Source organism: Pseudomonas sp. ZY71, from assembly GCF_036542145.1.
Lineage (GTDB): Bacteria > Pseudomonadota > Gammaproteobacteria > Pseudomonadales > Pseudomonadaceae > Aquipseudomonas > Aquipseudomonas koreensis_A.
Genome location: NZ_CP144274.1, coordinates 3,384,323 through 3,401,788 on the forward strand (window position 1 = coordinate 3,384,323; position 17,466 = coordinate 3,401,788).

The 17,466-nt window shown below is 60.0% G+C and carries 15 protein-coding genes; 9 read left to right on the top strand and 6 right to left on the bottom strand.

The annotated features are described in order from the left end of the window. Positions 1-23: 23 nt before the first annotated feature. From VY732_RS14960 to VY732_RS14980, 5 genes are all read left to right on the top strand, one after another. Complete coding sequence (locus tag VY732_RS14960) at positions 24-542, top strand: GNAT family N-acetyltransferase (RefSeq protein ID WP_137216967.1); 519 nt, start codon at positions 24-26, stop codon at positions 540-542. A gap of 200 nt (positions 543-742) precedes the next feature. Continuing rightward, positions 743-1,921, top strand: a complete 1,179-nt coding sequence (locus VY732_RS14965; protein WP_331691081.1) for an MFS transporter — start codon at positions 743-745, stop codon at positions 1,919-1,921. A gap of 157 nt (positions 1,922-2,078) precedes the next feature. Beyond that, complete coding sequence (locus VY732_RS14970) at positions 2,079-2,765, top strand: HPP family protein (protein WP_331691082.1); 687 nt, start codon at positions 2,079-2,081, stop codon at positions 2,763-2,765. Positions 2,766-2,995: 230 nt separating this feature from the next. Further along, the gene (locus tag VY732_RS14975) at positions 2,996-4,102 is read left to right on the top strand and encodes an enoyl-CoA hydratase/isomerase family protein (protein ID WP_331691083.1); all 1,107 of its coding nucleotides are present in this window, start codon (positions 2,996-2,998) and stop codon (positions 4,100-4,102) included. A gap of 3 nt (positions 4,103-4,105) precedes the next feature. Then, complete coding sequence (locus VY732_RS14980) at positions 4,106-5,257, top strand: acyl-CoA dehydrogenase family protein (protein ID WP_331691084.1); 1,152 nt, start codon at positions 4,106-4,108, stop codon at positions 5,255-5,257. A gap of 711 nt (positions 5,258-5,968) precedes the next feature. On the opposite strand, the gene VY732_RS14985 is transcribed toward VY732_RS14980, so the two are convergent. From VY732_RS14985 to VY732_RS15010, 6 genes are all read right to left on the bottom strand, one after another. After that, positions 5,969-6,742: an enoyl-CoA hydratase gene (locus tag VY732_RS14985; protein ID WP_331691085.1), complete on the bottom strand. Its 774-nt coding sequence runs from the start codon at positions 6,740-6,742 to the stop codon at positions 5,969-5,971. 14 nt (positions 6,743-6,756) lie between these two features. After that, on the bottom strand, positions 6,757-7,884 hold the full coding sequence (locus VY732_RS14990; protein WP_331691086.1) for an acyl-CoA dehydrogenase: 1,128 nt from the start codon (positions 7,882-7,884) through the stop codon (positions 6,757-6,759). Positions 7,885-8,026: 142 nt separating this feature from the next. Beyond that, positions 8,027-9,220 (bottom strand): acetyl-CoA C-acyltransferase, encoded by a 1,194-nt coding sequence (locus VY732_RS14995; protein ID WP_331691087.1) that lies wholly within the window; start codon positions 9,218-9,220, stop codon positions 8,027-8,029. Positions 9,221-9,232: 12 nt separating this feature from the next. Next, positions 9,233-9,994: an SDR family NAD(P)-dependent oxidoreductase gene (locus VY732_RS15000; protein WP_150792682.1), complete on the bottom strand. Its 762-nt coding sequence runs from the start codon at positions 9,992-9,994 to the stop codon at positions 9,233-9,235. 16 nt (positions 9,995-10,010) lie between these two features. Continuing rightward, positions 10,011-11,675, bottom strand: a complete 1,665-nt coding sequence (locus VY732_RS15005) for an AMP-binding protein (RefSeq protein WP_331691088.1) — start codon at positions 11,673-11,675, stop codon at positions 10,011-10,013. A 225-nt stretch (positions 11,676-11,900) separates the two neighbouring features. Continuing rightward, entirely contained in the window at positions 11,901-12,917 is a 1,017-nt protein-coding gene (locus VY732_RS15010) for an AraC family transcriptional regulator (RefSeq protein ID WP_331691089.1), read from the bottom strand. Positions 12,918-13,208: 291 nt separating this feature from the next. On the opposite strand from VY732_RS15010, the gene efeU reads away from it, so the two are divergent. From efeU to efeO (VY732_RS15030), 4 genes are read left to right on the top strand one after another with little or no spacing between them, the layout of a single operon-like run. Continuing rightward, positions 13,209-14,048, top strand: coding sequence for an iron uptake transporter permease EfeU (gene efeU / locus VY732_RS15015; protein WP_123594525.1), 840 nt, complete (start codon positions 13,209-13,211; stop codon positions 14,046-14,048). An 8-nt stretch (positions 14,049-14,056) separates the two neighbouring features. Continuing rightward, positions 14,057-15,256: an iron uptake system protein EfeO gene (gene efeO, locus VY732_RS15020; RefSeq protein WP_331691090.1), complete on the top strand. Its 1,200-nt coding sequence runs from the start codon at positions 14,057-14,059 to the stop codon at positions 15,254-15,256. Between the two features lie 18 nt (positions 15,257-15,274). Next, positions 15,275-16,573: an iron uptake transporter deferrochelatase/peroxidase subunit gene (gene efeB, locus VY732_RS15025; protein WP_137216953.1), complete on the top strand. Its 1,299-nt coding sequence runs from the start codon at positions 15,275-15,277 to the stop codon at positions 16,571-16,573. 29 nt (positions 16,574-16,602) lie between these two features. Then, positions 16,603-17,427 carry an iron uptake system protein EfeO gene (gene efeO / locus VY732_RS15030; RefSeq protein ID WP_137216952.1) on the top strand — a complete coding sequence of 275 codons (825 nt, stop codon included), beginning with the start codon at positions 16,603-16,605 and terminating at the stop codon, positions 17,425-17,427. Positions 17,428-17,466 lie beyond the last annotated feature (39 nt).

A 17,466-nucleotide genomic window follows, 5' to 3' on the forward strand; every position in this document is an offset into this window, starting at 1 on the left:
TGACCGGCAGGATGCACCTCAACATGACTTTCGACGTACGCCGCGCCAGCCTTGCTGACGCGGCAGCCCTCCCCGCGATCGAGCGTTCGGCAGCGCAATTGTTTCGTCTTGATCCGCCGTTGGCGTGGCTGGCTGATGCCGAGGTGCCCGATGCTGCCCGACATCGGCAGGCCATCGAACAGGCATACGTGTGGGTTGCTGAAAACAGCGAAGGGCAACTGACTGGATTTGTTCGTGCTGTCGACATCGATCAGCACCTGCACATCGAGGAGCTATCCGTCAGTCAGGCTTTTCAAGGACAAGGCACGGGTCGCGCACTGGTTGCGGCAGTCATTGAACAAGCGCGCGCGATACGGTTGAACTCAGTGACGCTGACCACATTCCGCGACCTGCCGTGGAATGCACCGTTTTATCAACGGATGGGATTTGTCGAGCTGACGCTTGCGCAAGCTGATCGCCATTTACGCGATGCGCTGCAAGCCGAAATCACCCACGGCTTTCCCCCGGAACGTCGCTGTGCCATGCGCCTGCCCCTTTCCTGAAGACAACACAAATCCCCTGTAGGAGTGAGCCTGCTCGCGATAGCGTCTGCACATTCAACACTTCATTGGCAGATCTACCGCTATCGCGAGCAGGCTCACTCCTACAGGGGAATAGTGTTGTGGCAGCTTGACCGGTGATGATTGCCCGGTAAGGATGACGCACGCCCGCCAAGTATTTGAAATAAGGACATTGACCCTTCGTGGCCACCTACTCGCGCCTCATCCGCCGGTTGATGATCAGTTCACTGACCGTCGTCATCAGCCGTGCGCTGATCAGCCCGCTACTGACGCTGTTCCTCAGCAACAAGCTCGGCCTCAACCCGCAAGACGTCGGTCTGCTTCTGGGGATCGCGGTGTTCAGTGCCACGCTGTTATCGTTGTACGGTGGTTACATCATCGATCGGCTCGACAAACGCCAGTTGCTGATCCTGACCATGCTCTCCAGCGGCATCGGCCTGATCCTGCTGACCTTCGCGCAGAACCTGTATCTGGTCACCCTGGTGCTGATCATCAGCGAAACGGCGTCGGCGCTGTTCCTGATTTGCTCCAAAGCCATCCTCAGTGAAAACCTGCCGGTGGGCCAGCGGGTCAAGGCGTTTTCCCTGAACTACACGCTGACCAACATCGGTTACGCCGTCGGCCCGATGATCGGCGTGGTGATTGCCGGCGTTCAGCCGTCAGCGCCGTTTATCGTCGCGGGCGCGATTGCCATCGGCAGCATTTTTCTGCTGTTCGGTGCCGCGCGCGAAGTGAGCCCGGTCGCCGCGGTCGCTCAGCCACAAAGCTTTCTGAAAACCCTGATCATCCTGAAAAACGACCGCACGATGATCCTGTTCACTTTGGGTTGCCTGCTCAGCACGCTGGTGCACGGGCGCTTCACCCTGTACCTGTCGCAATACCTGCTGGTCACCCACACCCAGCAACAGACGCTGGACAACATGGCCGCCCTGCTCGCCTGCAACGCGATCACGGTGATTGTGTTGCAGTACCAAGTCGGTCGATTACTCACCCGTGAGCACCTGCGCTACTGGATCGCCGGGGGCACCGCATTGTTCATCATCGGTCTGATCGGCTTCAGTCTGGCCGACAGCCTGGTCGGTTGGTGCGTGGCGATGTTCATCTTCACCTTGGGCGAGATGATCATTTACCCGGCCGACTTTTTGTTTGTCGACACATTGGCCCCGGAAGACCTGCGCGGCAGCTATTACGGCGCGCAGAACCTGGCGGCGCTGGGCGGTGCGGCCAGTCCGGTCATGTGCGGATTTCTGCTGATGCACACACCGGCGCCGAGCATGTTCTATGCCCTGAGCGCACTGGCGGCTGTGGGCGGCTACTTGTGCTTCGTCAGTGGCCGTCGCGCCGCTTCAATTCAAAATTAATGCACTAAAGCTGCATTAATATGAATTTGTCAGCATCGAGATTGATCGGCAAACTGTGCACGTTCCTCCCCCAATGTTGGAACGCTTCGAGGGCTTTCCGGATATGCCGGACAAGTCCTTTTTTTTGCCTCGAATTTGCTGCAAGGATCGGATTCACATGCTCGCTCGCTGGTTGCCCGCCGCCATCAATACCCGCCCGACCGAATGGAGCCGCGCCGCCATCGGCATGGCCCTGGGCACATTGTTCAGTGTGTGGTTGTGCGCGCAGGTGTTTGGCCATGAAGTCGCCTATCACTTGATCGGCCCGCTGGGGGCGTCGGCGGTGTTGCTGTTCGCCGTGTCGTCCGGAGCCCTCGCCCAGCCGTGGTCGATTCTGGGCGGCTACTTGTGTGCCGGCGTTGTGGCGTTGCTGGTGGCCCATGTGCTCGGGCGCACGCTCGGCAGCGCCTGTCTGGCGGCGGGCATGGCGCTGATTCTGATGTGCTGGCTGCGTTGCCTGCATCCGCCCGCTGGCGCCTTGGCCCTGACGTTGGTGCTAGCCGATCCGGCGACCATCGCCCTGGACTGGAAAGCCATGGAACCGGTGATGCTCGGCGCGGCGTGCATGCTGCTCAGTGCACTCGCCTACAACAACCTGACGCGGATTCGTTACCCGAAACGCGCGGCTGAACCGGCGCCGATCGTTGCGCCCGTCGACAGTCTCGCGATCACCGCCGAAGACCTCAAACTGGCGCTGGCGGATATGGAGGCGTTCATCGACATCACCCCCGAGGATCTGGAACAGTTGATCCACGCCAGTGAACTTCACGCAAAACGCCGCAGCATTACCCAAACCTTCCGCTGACTCCGTGTAGGAGCTGCCGCAGGCTGCGATCTTTTGATCTTTAAAATCAAAGTCAAAAGATCGCAGCCTGCGGCAGCTCCTACATGAGCGCGCACATTTTCGACCAAGGTAAAAACGCAAACTCCCCCTGCGAATATCCCGGTTGTACACGGCAAATTTGCACTGTTACGATCCGGTAACGCTCGCGCGCGAGCTTCTCGAATAAAGACAATAAAAGCAGGGAGTTACTGATGACAGCTCAGGCTTCATCCCAGCGGACACCGTCCATGGATGCCACGCAACACGAAGTGCTGGCCGACGTTCGCAACCACATCGGTCACCTGACCCTCAACCGCCCCGCCGGTCTCAATGCCATCACCCTCGACATGGTGCGTTTGCTGCAACAGCAACTCGATGCCTGGGCAACTGACGCCGATGTCCACGCCGTTGTGCTGCGCGGTGCCGGTGAAAAAGCCTTCTGCGCCGGCGGCGACATTCGTTCGCTGTACGACAGTTTCAAAAGCGGCGATACGCTGCACGAAGATTTCTTTGTCGAGGAATACGCCCTCGACCTGACGATTCATCACTACCGCAAACCCGTGTTGGCGCTGATGGACGGTTTTGTCCTCGGCGGCGGCATGGGCCTGGTGCAAGGCGCCGATCTGCGCGTGGTCACCGAGAGGAGCCGCCTGGCGATGCCGGAAGTGGCCATCGGTTATTTCCCGGATGTCGGCGGCAGCTATTTCCTGCCGCGTATTCCCGGTGAGCTGGGGATTTATCTGGGGGTCAGTGGCGTGCAGATCCGTGCGGCCGATGCGCTGTATTGCGGCCTCGCCGACTGGTATCTGGACAGCAGCAAACTGGCGCTGCTCGACGAAAAACTCGACCAGATGGAATGGCAGGACACGCCGCTCAAGGCGCTGCAGAACCTGCTGGCCAAACACGCCGTGCAGACCTTGCCCGATGCGCCACTTGAGACCTTGCGCCCGGCCATCGATCACTTTTTCGCCCTGCCGGACGTGCCGAGCATGGTCGAGCAATTGCGCGCGGTGACCGTCGCCGACAGTCATGAGTGGGCGACCACCACCGCTGACCTGCTGGAAACCCGCTCGCCGCTGGCCATGGCCGTTACGCTGGAGATGCTGCGTCGTGGCCGCCACTTGAGCCTGGAACATTGCTTCGCTCTGGAGCTGCATCTGGATCGTCAGTGGTTCACCCGTGGCGACCTGATCGAAGGCGTACGCGCCCTGCTGATCGATAAAGACAAGACACCGCGCTGGAACCCGCCGACCCTCGCTGCGCTGAACGCAGAGCATGTCGCGAGTTTCTTCCAAGGCTTTGATGAGAGCGGGAGCTGAGCCATGCACGATCTCGAATTGACTGAAGAACAAGTAATGATCCGCGACATGGCCCGGGACTTTGCCCGTGGTGAAATCGCACCCCACGCGCAGGCCTGGGAAAAGGCTGGCTGGATCGATGACGCTCTCGTCGCGAAGATGGGCGAACTCGGTTTGCTCGGCATGGTGGTGCCCGAGGAATGGGGTGGCACTTACGTCGATTACGTGGCCTACGCCTTGGCCGTGGAAGAGATTTCCGCCGGTGACGGCGCGACCGGCGCATTCATGAGCATCCACAACTCGGTCGGCTGCGGCCCGGTGCTCAATTACGGCAGCGAAGCACAGAAACAGACCTGGCTGGCGGATCTGGCCAGCGGGCAAACCATCGGCTGCTTCTGCCTGACCGAACCGCAGGCTGGTTCCGAAGCGCACAACCTGCGCACCCGCGCCGAACTGCGTGACAGCCAGTGGGTGATCAACGGCGCCAAGCAATTTGTCAGCAACGGCAAACGGGCGAAGCTGGCGATCGTGTTTGCGGTGACGGATCCGGATCTGGGCAAGAAAGGTATTTCGGCGTTTCTGGTACCGACCGATACCCCGGGCTTCATCGTTGATCGTACTGAACACAAGATGGGCATCCGCGCTTCTGATACCTGCGCGGTGACGCTGAACAACTGCAGCATTCCCGAGGCCAACCTGCTCGGTGAACGCGGCAAAGGTCTGGCGATTGCGCTGTCCAACCTTGAAGGCGGACGCATCGGTATCGCCGCGCAGGCTTTGGGCATCGCTCGGGCGGCGTTTGAAGCGGCGCTGGTGTATTCGCGTGACCGTATTCAGTTCGGCAAACCGATCAATGAGCACCAGAGCATTGCCAACCTGCTGGCCGACATGCACATGCAGATCAATGCGGCGCGGCTGATGATTCTGCATGCGGCGCGACTGCGGACGGCGGGCAAGCCGTGTTTGTCCGAGGCCTCGCAGGCCAAGCTGTTTGCGTCGGAAATGGCCGAGAAGGTGTGTTCGTCGGCGATTCAGATTCATGGCGGGTATGGGTATCTGGAGGATTATCCGGTCGAGAAGTACTACCGCGATGCGCGGATCACCCAGATCTATGAAGGCTCGAGCGAGATCCAGCGGATGGTGATTGCGCGGGAGCTGAAGAACTATCAGTTGTAATGGTGTTGGCCCCTTTCCCTCACCCCAGCCCTCTCCCGGAGGGAGAGGGCTGGGGTGAGGTGTCTGGCGTTATACATCGACCTGAAAGAACAGGTCGATTATGGATTCGCTAAATCAGAATCAGGTCGGCGCAGATCATCAATATCCCCCAATCAGTCCCCTCTCCCAGAGGGAGCTGACCGAGGTGTCTGGCGTCCTGCATCGACCTGAAAGACCGGGTCGATTATGGATTGGATAAACCAGGTCAATTAAGGATTCAGTAAAGCTCTTTCAGGTCGACGTACATCTAAAGCATCCCCCAATCAGTCCCCTCTCCCTCCGGGAGAGGGTTAGGGTGAGGGGCTTTTGATTTTGATGTACATCAAGCCTTAAAAGCTTCGCGAGCAAGCTCGCTCCCACAGAGATCTCCAGCGAACACAGATCTTGTGAACGCCGATAACCTCATGTGGGAGATCCAGCGGATGGTGATTGCGCGGGAGCTGAAGAACTATCAGTTGTAATGGTGTTGGCCCCTTTCCCTCACCCCAGCCCTCTCCCAGAGGGAGAGGGAGCTGACCGAGGTGTCTGGCGTCATACATCGACCTGAAAGACCGGGTCGATTATGGATTCGCTAAAGCAGGATCAGGTCGGCGTACATTCCAAGCATCCCCCAATCAGTCCCCTCTCCCTCCGGGAGAGGGTCAGGGTGAGGGGCTTTTCGCTTTAGACGCATTACTTGCCTTTGAACGCAGCCTCACGCTTGGCAATAAACGCCGCCATCCCTTCCTTCTGATCCTGCGTGGCAAACGCCGCATGGAACACCCGACGCTCGAAACGCACGCCTTCCGTCAGGTTCACTTCAAAGGCACGATTCACGCTCTCCTTGATCATCATCGCAATCGGCAGCGACTTGCTGGCAATCACGGCAGCAACCTTCAGCGCTTCGTCCAGCAACTCATCGCTCGGCACAATCCGCGCAACGATGCCGCAACGCTCAGCCTCCACCGCATCAATCAAACGCCCGCTCAGGCACATCTCCATGGCCTTGGCTTTACCGACGGCGCGGGTCAGGCGCTGGGTGCCGCCCATGCCCGGTAACACACCAAGGTTGATTTCCGGTTGGCCAAACTTCGCGTTATCACCGGCCAGAATAAAGTCGCACATCAACGCCAGTTCACAACCACCGCCAAGGGCGAAACCGTTAACGGCGGCAATGATCGGCTTACGGCGATTGGCCACGCGATCGCTGTCACTGAACAAGTCATCCATGTAGATCTGCGGGTAAGTCAGCTCGGCCATTTCCTTGATGTCGGCGCCGGCGGCGAAGGCTTTTTTCGAGCCAGTGATGACGATACAACCGATGTTCGCATCGGCTTCCAGCGCATCAAGGGCCTGGTTCACTTCACGGACCAGTTGCGCATTCAGCGCATTCAACGCCTGCGGGCGGTTGAGGGTGATCAGGCCAACGCGGCCGTGTGTTTCGAGCAGAATGGTTTCGTAAGTCATAAACAAATTCCTTCTTAAAGATTGCGCGAAATGACCATGCGCTGAATATCGCTGGTGCCTTCGTAGATTTGGCAGACGCGTACGTCGCGGTAGATGCGCTCCAGCGGGAAGTCGTTGAGGTAACCGTAACCGCCGAGAGTTTGCAACGCCATCGAACAGACCTTTTCGGCCATTTCCGAAGCGAACAGTTTCGCCATGGAGGCCTCGACCAGTGCCGGTTGACCGCTGTCACGCAGGGCGGCGGCGTAATGCACCATCTGCCGGGCGACGGCGATCTGCGTGGCCATGTCGGCCAAGCGGAATGCCACGGCCTGATGTTCAATAATTGGTTTGCCGAAGGTGTCGCGCTCACGGGCGTAATCGCGCGCCGCTTCGAACGCCGCGCGGGCCATGCCCACCGATTGCGAAGCGATGCCGACGCGGCCACCTTCAAGGTTGGCCAGGGCGATTTTGTAGCCTTCGCCCTCCTCGCCCAAACGGTTGGCCACCGGCACTTTGACGTCTTCGAAGAGAATCTGGCAGGTGTCGGACGCGTGTTGACCGAGCTTGTCTTCGACGCGAGCGACTTTATAACCCGGTGAATCCGTCGGCACGATAAACGCAGTGATGCCGCGTTTGCCGGCACTCGGATCGGTCACCGCAAACACAATCACGATCCCGGCGTTTTGCCCTGAGGTGATGAACTGTTTGCAGCCATTCAGCACATAGTGATCACCTTCCAGCCGTGCACGGGTTTTCAGGCTGCTGGCGTCAGAACCGGCCTGCGGTTCGGTCAATGCAAATGCGCCGAGCATGGCGCCGCTGGCCAGCGGTTTGAGAAAGCGTTCACGCTGATCGTCGTTGCCGAACTTGAGGATCGGCACGCAGCCGACCGAGTTGTGCACGCTCATGATCGTCGAGCAGGCACCATCGCCGGCGGCGATTTCTTCCAGGGCCATGGCGTAGGCCAGATAACCGGTGTCGCAACCGCCCCACTGCTCCGGCACGAGCATGCCGAAGAAGCCCAACTCAGCCATTTGGCTGATGGCTTCCTTGGGGAAACGGTGCTCGCGATCCCACTCGGCGGCGAACGGTTTCAGGCGTTCCTCGGCAAACTGCCGGGCCATGTCGCGGATCTGGGTTTGGTCTTCGTTGGGAATCATGGTGAATCCTTAAATGTCAGTCGCACCGCTTTCCCTGTAGGAGTGAGCCTGCTCGCGATAGCGGTGGATCAGACAGATCATTATTGACTGAAAAGACGCTATCGCGAGCAGGCTCACTCCTACAAGGGGATTGGTGTTGGGCTCAGTAAACGCATTCCACAGCCATGGCCGTGGCTTCGCCGCCGCCAATGCAGATCGCCGCGATACCGCGTTTGAGCTTCTTCTGGCGCAGCGCCGACAGCAACGTCACCAGAATCCGCGCCCCCGACGCACCGATCGGATGACCCAAAGCACAAGCACCGCCATGCACATTCAACTTGTCATGGGGGATTTCCAGATGCGTCATCGCCGCCATGCCGACCACGGCAAACGCCTCGTTGACTTCAAACAGATCAACATCACCCAACGACCAACCGGTTTTCTTGATCAGTTTCTTGATCGCACCAATCGGCGCCACCGGGAACAGGCCCGGGGTATCAGCGAACGCGGCGTGGCCATGAATTACGGCCAGCGGTGTCAGCCCGAGTTTTTGCGCCTGCGACTGACGCATCAGCACCAGCGCCGCCGCGCCGTCAGAAATCGAACTGGAGTTCGCCGCTGTCACCGTGCCGCCTTCGCGGAACGCCGGTTTCAGCGAGGCGATCTTGTCCAGTTTGGCTTTCGGCGGTTGCTCGTCATGGCTGATCAGCACCTGCTCTTTGCCGACGGTCACGGTCAGCGGGACGATCTCGTCCTTGAAGCTGCCGTCCTTGATCGCCTGCTGCGCGCGGGTGGTCGAGGTGATGGCAAAGGCGTCTTGCGCTTCACGGCTGAAGTGGTTGGTCTCGGCGCAATCCTCGGCGAAGGTGCCCATCAAGCGGCCTTTGTCGTAAGCGTCTTCGAGGCCGTCGAGGAACATCGAGTCAAGCACGCGGCCATGGCCCATGCGGTAACCGGCGCGCGCGCGATCCAGCAGATACGGTGAGTTGGACATGCTTTCCATGCCACCGGCAATCACCACGTCGGCACTGCCAGCGATCAGCATGTCGTGAGCGAGAATGGTTGTTTCCATGCCCGAGCCGCACATCTTGTTGACCGTGGTGCAACGGGTCGATTTATCCAGCCCGGCGCCCAATGCCGCTTGGCGTGCAGGTGCTTGACCAAGGCCGGCAGGCAGTACGCAACCGAACAGCACTTCATCGACCGAGTCGCTGGCGACACCGGCGCGCTCAACCGCAGCCTTGATCGCCGCAGCACCGAGTTGCGGTGCGGTGAGGCTTTTCAGTTCGCCCTGAAAACCGCCCATTGGCGTGCGCACGGCGCTGACGATAACAATCGGATCGTTGGAAATAGTCATGACAAATCCTCCTTACTTGGCGGCCATGCGCAAGGCGCCGTCGAGACGGATCACCTCGCCGTTGAGCATGCTGTTTTCGATGATATGCCGAACCAGTGCGGCGTACTCGGCAGGCTTGCCCAGACGCGGCGGGAACGGCACGCCGGCGGCCAGCGAATCACGGACTTCCGGGGTCATGCCGGCCATCATCGGGGTTTCGAAAATACCTGGGGCGATGGTCATCACGCGGATGCCGAAGCGCGCCAGTTCGCGGGCGGCCGGCAGGGTCAGGCTGACGATCGCACCCTTAGAGGCGGAATACGCTGCCTGGCCGATCTGGCCGTCGAACGCTGCGACCGACGCGGTGTTAATGATCACGCCACGCTCGCCATCTGCGTTGGCCTCGGATTCGGCAATCGCCGCAGCAGCCAGACGCAGCATATTGAAGCTGCCGATCAGGTTGACGTTGATCACCTGAGCAAAGCTGCTCAGAGCATGCGGGCCGTTCTTGCCGAGGATCTTCTCGCCACGCACGATGCCGGCGCAGTTGACCAGACCATTGAGGCTGCCAAAGGCTTTGACGGTCGCCTGCACGGCGGCTTCGGCAGCGGCTTCGTTGCTGATATCGGCAACCACGCTTTGCGCGCCCAAACGCTGAGCCTGTGCGGCGACAGCTTCGGCGTTCATGTCCACCAGCATCACTTTGGCGCCGGCACTCACCAGCAATTCAGCGGTAGCCGCACCGAGGCCGGAGGCGCCGCCGGTGACGATAAAAACCTTGTTCTCGATCTGCATGACGGTATTTCCTGATTCAAGCTGAAACGTTATGCGCCGCGGCCTCTTGAGCCTTGGCGATTTCCTGGTTGCGCAAGATAAAGCGCTGCAATTTGCCACTCGGGGTCTTGGGCAATTCGCTGACAAATTCGATTTCACGCGGGTACGAATGCGCGGCCAGACGCTTGCGTACGTGTTGGCGCAGCTCTTCGGCCAGCTCCGGCGCGGCGCGGTATTGCGCACTCAGCACGACGAAGGCTTTGACCAGTTCGGTGCGTTCCGGATCGGGTTTGCCGACCACCGCTGCTTCGACCACCGCGGGGTGTTCGATCAGCGCGCTTTCCACGTCGAACGGGCCGACGCGGTAGCCGGACGTGGTGATGACGTCATCGCTGCGGCCGACGAAACTGATGCTGCCGTCTGGGTTCCATTCGACGGTGTCGCCGCTGAGGTAGTAATCACCGACGAAGGCTTTGGTCGGCGCGCCTTCGTAACCGCCGAACCAGCACATCGGCGATTGCGGCCGGTCGATGGCGAGGATGCCCGGCTGGCCGACACCGAGTTCGTTGTACTGCTCGTCGAGTACGACTATACGGTGGCCCGGCGATGCGAAACCGGCGGCGCCGACATGAACCGCGTGGTCGAGACCGTGGTGGTTGCACAGCACCATGCCCAGCTCGGTCTGACCGTAATGGTCGTGGATCACCACGTTGAGGTTGTCGGCAAACCAACGGATCACCTCCGGGTTCAGCGGCTCGCCGGCACTGCTGACGATGCGCAGTTTGCCTTTGATCGACTTGGCGAACTCGTCACCGCCAGCGATCAGCAAGCGATAAGCCGTTGGCGATCCGGTGAGATTGGTGATGCCGTATTTGTTGATCACCCGGCAGGTGCTTTCGAGAGTGAACGGGCCATCGTAGAAGGTGATCGGATGGCCCATAGACAACGGCCCGGTCACGCCGAAATAGATGCCGTAAGCCCAGCCCGGATCGGCGACGTTCCAGAATGAATCTTCCGGGCGCAGATCGACGGCGTCACGGGTGTAACTCTGGAAGGCGACAATGGCTTTGAGTGGCACCGACAGCGCTTTCGAGGGGCCGGTGGTGCCCGAGGTGAACATCAGCAGGAACGGGGCTTCACCGGTCAACAGTACCGGTTCGCACACATTGGAATAGTTGGCCAGTTCAGCCCAGAAACTGAAATCGCCACGGACAATGCCCTGGCCTTTAGCGCCGCCGACGGTGACGAGGGTCGGGCAATCGGCGACTTCAGCGAGTTTCGGCCGGTTGACCGCGTCGGTGACCACGACTTTGGCGCCGGAACTGTTCAGGCGATGTTCGAGGGCTTTCGGGCCGAACGCGGTGAACAGCGGCTGATACACCGCGCCAATGCGCCAGGTGGCCAACACGGTGATGAGCAATTCGACGTTGCGCGGCAACAGCCCGGCGACCTTGTCACCTTTCTGCACGCCTTGGGCGAGAAGGAAATTGGCGAAACGCGCGGCTTTGTCCTGCAGCTCGCTGAACGTGTACGTCGCGCTGGCGCCATCGCGGCCTTCCCAGAACAGCGCAATGCGCCCCGGCAAGGCATGGCGGTCGCAGCACTCGACGCAGGCGTTAAGCGCCGCAAGCGTACCGCTGAGCGCGGCATTCACGGTGTGCTGATAGTTGAACTGTGCGGTGGCAGACAAGTAATCGCGCATTGCCAGAATCCCTCTGTTTTTTATTAGGCTGGGAAGCGTAAACAACAGGGGGATAGTCGCGCTGTGCGGGGACTGGGGCAATGGTCAAAGCTACCAATGTGGCTGACTGGTTTGGCCATGCCTCAATTTTTTTGTTGCATAGACTGGCGCTTTCGCGAGCAGGCTCACTCCTACAGGGGAACGCATTTCAAATGTAGGAGTGAGCCTGCTCGCGATAGCGCCAGATCAGACAACCTCATTCAAAATCAGCGTACGGTAATGCCCAGGATTCGACCCCGACCACTTGCGAAACGCCTTGTAGAACGAACTCGCATCGGCAAACCCCAATCGACTGGCGATCTCGACAAAACTGATCGAAGGTTCCGCCAGCCAGACAATGGCCAACTCCTTGCGCACACTGTCCTTGAGGCCTTGATAGGTCTGCCCTTCCTCCGCCAGGCGCCGGCGCAACGTCGAAGCGGACATACACAGTTGCTGGGCCAACGCTTCGGTTTCCGGCCACTGCTCGGCCGGCAGTTGCCGCAAATCCTGCTTGATCCGACTGGCAAGACTCTCCGGATCGCGGTACTTCACCAGAATGTTGGCCGGGGCGTGGGCGAGAAAGCGCTTCAATTCCTCGGCGGTGCGCTTGATCGGCAGATCGAGGCAATCCGCCGAGAAGATCATCCGCGTACGAGGCCGATCAAAACGCAGGTTTTCCGAGAACATCACCCGATAGTCATCGGTGAATTCCGGCTCGGGACAGCGCAGTTCGATGGCCAGAATCGGAATGCGTCGCCCGGCCAGCCAGCAGGCTACGCCGTGGACAATCATCCAGTAGGTGAAATAGCTGAAGGCGCGGCGTGGTTCGGGGTCGTCTTCGAGCAAGACGATTTCCGCCAGACTTTGCTGATGCACCAGTTGCGCCGGCATGCGCTCCAGCATCAGTGAGAGAAAACTCAACCCCGTGCTCAAACCCGCTGCGAGTGTCGGTTGCGCCATCGCACTGCGACAGAGGAATTCAAGGCTGCCGGACTTGAGCTTGCGCGGGTCCATGCCGAAGAACTCGTCATCACCGCGTCGGGCCAGCAGGCGCCAGAGTCTGGCGTATTGCGACGCCGGCACCCGGCCGTGCTCGGTTTGCAGCAACGCCGGATCGATCCCGACCTTGTTCAAGGCTTCTTCCGTGGCCACGCCCGGGGCACAACTTTGCAGCAGCGCTTCACGCACCAGTTGAACGGCGATGGTGTCTTTTTCCGACATGGAGCGCGGTGAACCTTGTTGTTTTTGAGTGGTGGGCATCTTACCGCAGGTGGCGAATTCAACACGAACCCCCTGTAGGCCTTCGCCTGCTCGCGATAGCGGTGGGTCTGAAAAATCAGCGCTGACTGACACGACGCCATCGCGAGCAGGCTCGCTCCCACAGGGTTCTGTGCTGGGGCAAAAAACAGGTTGTTCAGCTTGTGTTCAGGTTTATGTCAATCAATGTCATGTGAGAATGACTTTCATTATGTTACAACTTGTAACCTCTTCGAATGACTTGTTGGATACCGAATGCTCGTTCCCTTCCTGATCATGCTGCGCGAAGGCATTGAAGCCGCGCTGATCGTTGGCATTATCGCCAGTTACCTCCAGCAAACCGGCCGTGGTCAATGGATGCCCGCCGTGTGGATCGGCGTGTTCCTCGCCGCCGCCCTCGCCCTGCTGGTCGGCGGTGGTCTGGAACTGGTCAGTGCCGAATTCCCGCAAAAGCAGCAGGAGCTGTTCGAAGGTATCGTCGGCCTGGTGGCCGTGGGCATACTCAGTTCGATGGTGTTCTGGATGCGCAAGGTCGCGCGTTCGATCAAGCATTCGCTGCAAGCCTCGTTGGATCAGGCGCTGACTTCTTCGAAGCACCAAGTGATCGCCTTGATCGCGATGGTCTTTTTCGCCGTCGCCCGTGAAGGCCTGGAGACGGTTTTTTTCCTGCTTGCGGTGTTCCAGCAAAGCGAAGGCCCGGGCGCGCCCATCGGTGCCCTGCTCGGGTTGATTCTGGCGATCATCGTCGGTTTCCTGATCTACAGCGGCAGCATGCGCCTCAATCTTTCGGCGTTCTTCAAGTGGACCGGCCTGTTCATTCTGGTGGTCGCCGCCGGGATTCTTGCCAACTCGATGCAAGCGCTGCATGAAGCCGGGCTGTGGAATCACCTGCAAACCGTGCTGTTCGACTTCAGCGCGACGCTGCCAATGGATGGCCCGTTGGGCTCTGTGCTGGCCGGCATGTTCGGTTATCAGGATGCGCCGACTGTCAGCACCCTTGGGGCGTATCTGATCTATCTGCTGGTGGCGCTGATGATGTTCTTTTACCCGGCGCCGAAGCCCTCCGCACAATCGTCTTCCGTTTCCAGCCAATAAGGGCATTCATGTCAAAGCCTAACTCTCCTCAGGCCTCCCCTCCCCGCGCCTTGCGCTGGGCGGTGGCCGGTTCGGTGGTGGTGATGATCGCCGCCGGTGGTCTGTTTTATTACGCCTCGAAAATGGCTGCGGCCAAGCGTCAGCACAATCACGATGAAGTGGTGGTGAACATTCATCCGGGCAGTTGCGAGCCGAACGCGCTGACGGTTCCGGCCGGCCGCGCCAGTTTCCGCATCGTCAACCGCTCCGAGCGGGCCGTGGAATGGGAAATCCTCGACGGCGTGCTCGTCGTTGAGGAGCGCGAAAACATCGCGCCGGGCCTGAGTCAGGTCATCAATGCCAATCTGCAGCCCGGCGATTACGCGATCACCTGCGGCCTGCTGAGCAACCCGCGCGGCACGCTGCACGTGACGCCGACGGCCGCTTCTGATGCTGCCGCAAAGGCCAAACCGTCGATGGTCGCTTTCGTCGGGCCGCTGTCGGAATTCCGCGTGTACCTGGCCAGCCAAAGCAGCGCGCTGATCAAAGCTGTGACGGCACTCAATCAAGCCATCGAAAGTGGCGATCTGAGCCAGGCGCAGGCGCTGTACCTGCCGGCACGTGCGGCTTATCAACGTCTGGCCCCTGCCGCGCAACGCTTGGCCGAACTGGACAACAGCATCAACGCCCGCGCCGATTATTTCGAAAAACGCGAGCAGGATCCGGCGTTCGTCGGCTTCCACCGCGTCGAATACGCCCTGTTCCAGCAACGCAAACTCGACGAACTGACGCCGGTCGCCCAGCGCTTGCTCAGCGATGTCACCACGCTCAAACAACAACTGCTCGCGCAGAGCCTGCCACCGGAGCAACTGGTCAACATCGTCGTGCGCAACCTCAACACCCTGGCCGACGTGCGCGCCGCCAGCGGTGAAGAAGAACGCTACAGCCACAGCGACCTCAACGGTTTCGCTGCCAACGCGCAAACCGCACACAAAGTCGTCGACCTGCTGCGGCCAATGCTGAGCAAGTCGGCGGCCGAGCTGTTGCCGAACATCGACAAGGCACTGGCGGATTTCGACAGCGAACTCGATACCTACAAGATCAAGGACGGCTACGCCAGTTACGACGCCATCAGCGGCGAACAACGCAAGCAGATCGCCGACAAGGCCCAGGCTCTGGCCGACGCATTGGATGGCATCGATCCCGCCCTCGGCCTCTCCGGCCTGTAAGCAGAAGACGAATTCCCGATGAAAGATATCGAACCACTCAACCTGCAACGTCGCCGTGTCTTGATGGGCATGGGCGCCGCCGGTGTCGCCCTCGCCGGGTCCGCCCTGAGCTGCCCGGCCATGGCTGCCGCGCCTGCGCAAGTCACCGAAGCACCGAGCAGCGACAAGACCGAAGACCGTCACGATTTCCACGGCGTGCATCAGACCGGCATCGTCACCCCGCGCCCGGCCTCGGGCATGCTGGTTTCCTTCGACGTATTGGCCAGTGATCGTGAAGACCTGGAGCGGCTATTCCGCACCCTCAACGAGCGCATCGCGTTTCTGATGAAGGGCGGCCCAGTCGCGCAGATCGATCCGAAACTGCCGCCGCCGGACTCCGGCATCCTCGGCCCGAACGTGACGCCGGACAACCTGACCATCACCGTTTCCGTCGGCGAATCGCTGTTCGACGAGCGCTTCGGTCTGGCCGACGCCAAACCCAAACGGCTGATCCGTATGGTCGGTTTCCCCAACGATGCGCTGGATGCCGATTGCTGCCACGGCGACCTGAGCCTGCAGTTCTGCTCGAACACCGCCGACACCAACATTCACGCCCTGCGCGACATCGTCAAAAACCTCCCTGATCTGTTGCTGGTGCGCTGGAAACAGGAAGGCAGTGTGCCGCCCCAAGCCCCGGCGAAACCCGGTGTGCCAGCGCAATCGGCGCGCAACTTTCTTGGTTTCCGTGATGGTTCGGCCAACCCGGACTCCAACGACAGCAAAGCCATGGATCGCCTGGTCTGGGTGCAACCGGGCAGTGACGAACCGGCCTGGGCTGCGCACGGCAGTTACCAAGCAGTGCGGATCATCCGTAACTTCGTCGAGCGCTGGGATCGCACGCCGCTGCAGGAGCAGGAAAGCATTCTTGGCCGGGTCAAAACCACCGGTGCACCGATGGGTGGCCAGCATGAAAGCGAAGTCCCGGACTACAGCAAAGACCCGGCGGGCAAGCTGACCAAACTCGACGCGCACATTCGTCTGGCCAACCCGCGCACCGCCGCGAGCCAGGCCAACCTGATCCTGCGCCGGCCGTTCAACTACTCCAACGGCGTGAACAAAAACGGTCAGCTCGACATGGGCCTGCTGTTCATCTGTTACCAGGCCGATCTGGAAAAAGGCTTCATCACCGTGCAGACCCGCCTCAACGGCGAACCGCTGGAGGAATACCTCAAACCGGTCGGCGGTGGCTACTTCTTCACCCTGCCGGGTGTCACCGGCGACAAGGACTTCATCGGTCGCTCGCTGCTCAACGCCACACAACCGAAAACCGCTGCCTGAAACAACATCCCAACACTGGAGCCGCCCCCATGAAAAAGACGCCACTCGCGCTATTGCTAACCCTTGGTTTGCTCAACACCCCGCTGTCGGCGTTCGCCGCGACGGCACCGCTGGATCTGGTCGGGCCGGTTTCGGACTACAAGATTTACGTCACCGAGCAATTGGACGAGCTGGGCAGCCACACCCAGCAGTTCACCGATGCGGTGAAAAAAGGTGATCTGGCCACCGCGCAAAAACTCTACGCACCGACCCGCGTTTACTACGAGTCGATCGAGCCGATTGCCGAGCTGTTCAGTGACCTCGATGCGTCCATCGACTCCCGCGTCGACGACCACGAGAAAGGCGTGAAAGCTGAAGACTTCACCGGTTTCCACCGCATCGAATACTCGCTGTTCTCGGAGAAAAGCACCCAGGGTTTGAACGAGTTGGCGGACAAACTCAACAGCGACGTCAAAGACCTGCAGACTCGCGTGGCTGGCCTGACTTTCCCGCCAGAGAAAGTCGTCGGTGGTGCCGCTGCGCTGCTGGAAGAAGTCGCCGCGACCAAGATCTCCGGCGAAGAAGATCGCTACAGCCACACCGACCTTTACGACTTCCAGGGCAACATCGACGGTGCGAAGAAAATCGTTGATCTGTTCCGTCCGCAAATTGAAAACCAGGACAAGGCGTTTGTCGCGAAGGTCGACAAGAACTTTGCCACCGTCGACAAGATTCTGGCCAAGTACAAGACCAAGGATGGTGGTTTCGAGACGTATGACAAGGTGAAGGATAACGACCGCAAAGCGCTGGTTGGGCCGGTGAATACACTGGCGGAAGACCTGTCCACGTTGCGTGGCAAGTTGGGTCTGAACTAGTTTCTTTAGCGTCTGGTCTGGCCCCTTCGCGAGCAGGCT

Excerpts from the sequence above, each read along its gene's own strand:
- VY732_RS14985 (WP_331691085.1), bottom strand. The coding sequence starts at position 6,742 with ATGACTTACGAAACCATTCTGCTCGAAACACACGGCCGCGTTGGCCTG.
- VY732_RS14990 (WP_331691086.1), bottom strand. The coding sequence starts at position 7,884 with ATGATTCCCAACGAAGACCAAACCCAGATCCGCGACATGGCCCGGCAG.
- VY732_RS14980 (WP_331691084.1), top strand. The coding sequence starts at position 4,106 with ATGCACGATCTCGAATTGACTGAAGAACAAGTAATGATCCGCGACATG.
- VY732_RS14970 (WP_331691082.1), top strand. The coding sequence starts at position 2,079 with ATGCTCGCTCGCTGGTTGCCCGCCGCCATCAATACCCGCCCGACCGAA.
- VY732_RS15000 (WP_150792682.1), bottom strand. The coding sequence starts at position 9,994 with ATGCAGATCGAGAACAAGGTTTTTATCGTCACCGGCGGCGCCTCCGGC.
- efeU (WP_123594525.1), top strand. The coding sequence starts at position 13,209 with ATGCTCGTTCCCTTCCTGATCATGCTGCGCGAAGGCATTGAAGCCGCG.
- efeO (WP_331691090.1), top strand. The coding sequence starts at position 14,057 with ATGTCAAAGCCTAACTCTCCTCAGGCCTCCCCTCCCCGCGCCTTGCGC.
- VY732_RS15005 (WP_331691088.1), bottom strand. The coding sequence starts at position 11,675 with ATGCGCGATTACTTGTCTGCCACCGCACAGTTCAACTATCAGCACACC.
- VY732_RS14960 (WP_137216967.1), top strand. The coding sequence starts at position 24 with ATGACTTTCGACGTACGCCGCGCCAGCCTTGCTGACGCGGCAGCCCTC.
- efeO (WP_137216952.1), top strand. The coding sequence starts at position 16,603 with ATGAAAAAGACGCCACTCGCGCTATTGCTAACCCTTGGTTTGCTCAAC.
- efeB (WP_137216953.1), top strand. The coding sequence starts at position 15,275 with ATGAAAGATATCGAACCACTCAACCTGCAACGTCGCCGTGTCTTGATG.
- VY732_RS14975 (WP_331691083.1), top strand. The coding sequence starts at position 2,996 with ATGACAGCTCAGGCTTCATCCCAGCGGACACCGTCCATGGATGCCACG.
- VY732_RS14995 (WP_331691087.1), bottom strand. The coding sequence starts at position 9,220 with ATGACTATTTCCAACGATCCGATTGTTATCGTCAGCGCCGTGCGCACG.
- VY732_RS15010 (WP_331691089.1), bottom strand. The coding sequence starts at position 12,917 with ATGTCGGAAAAAGACACCATCGCCGTTCAACTGGTGCGTGAAGCGCTG.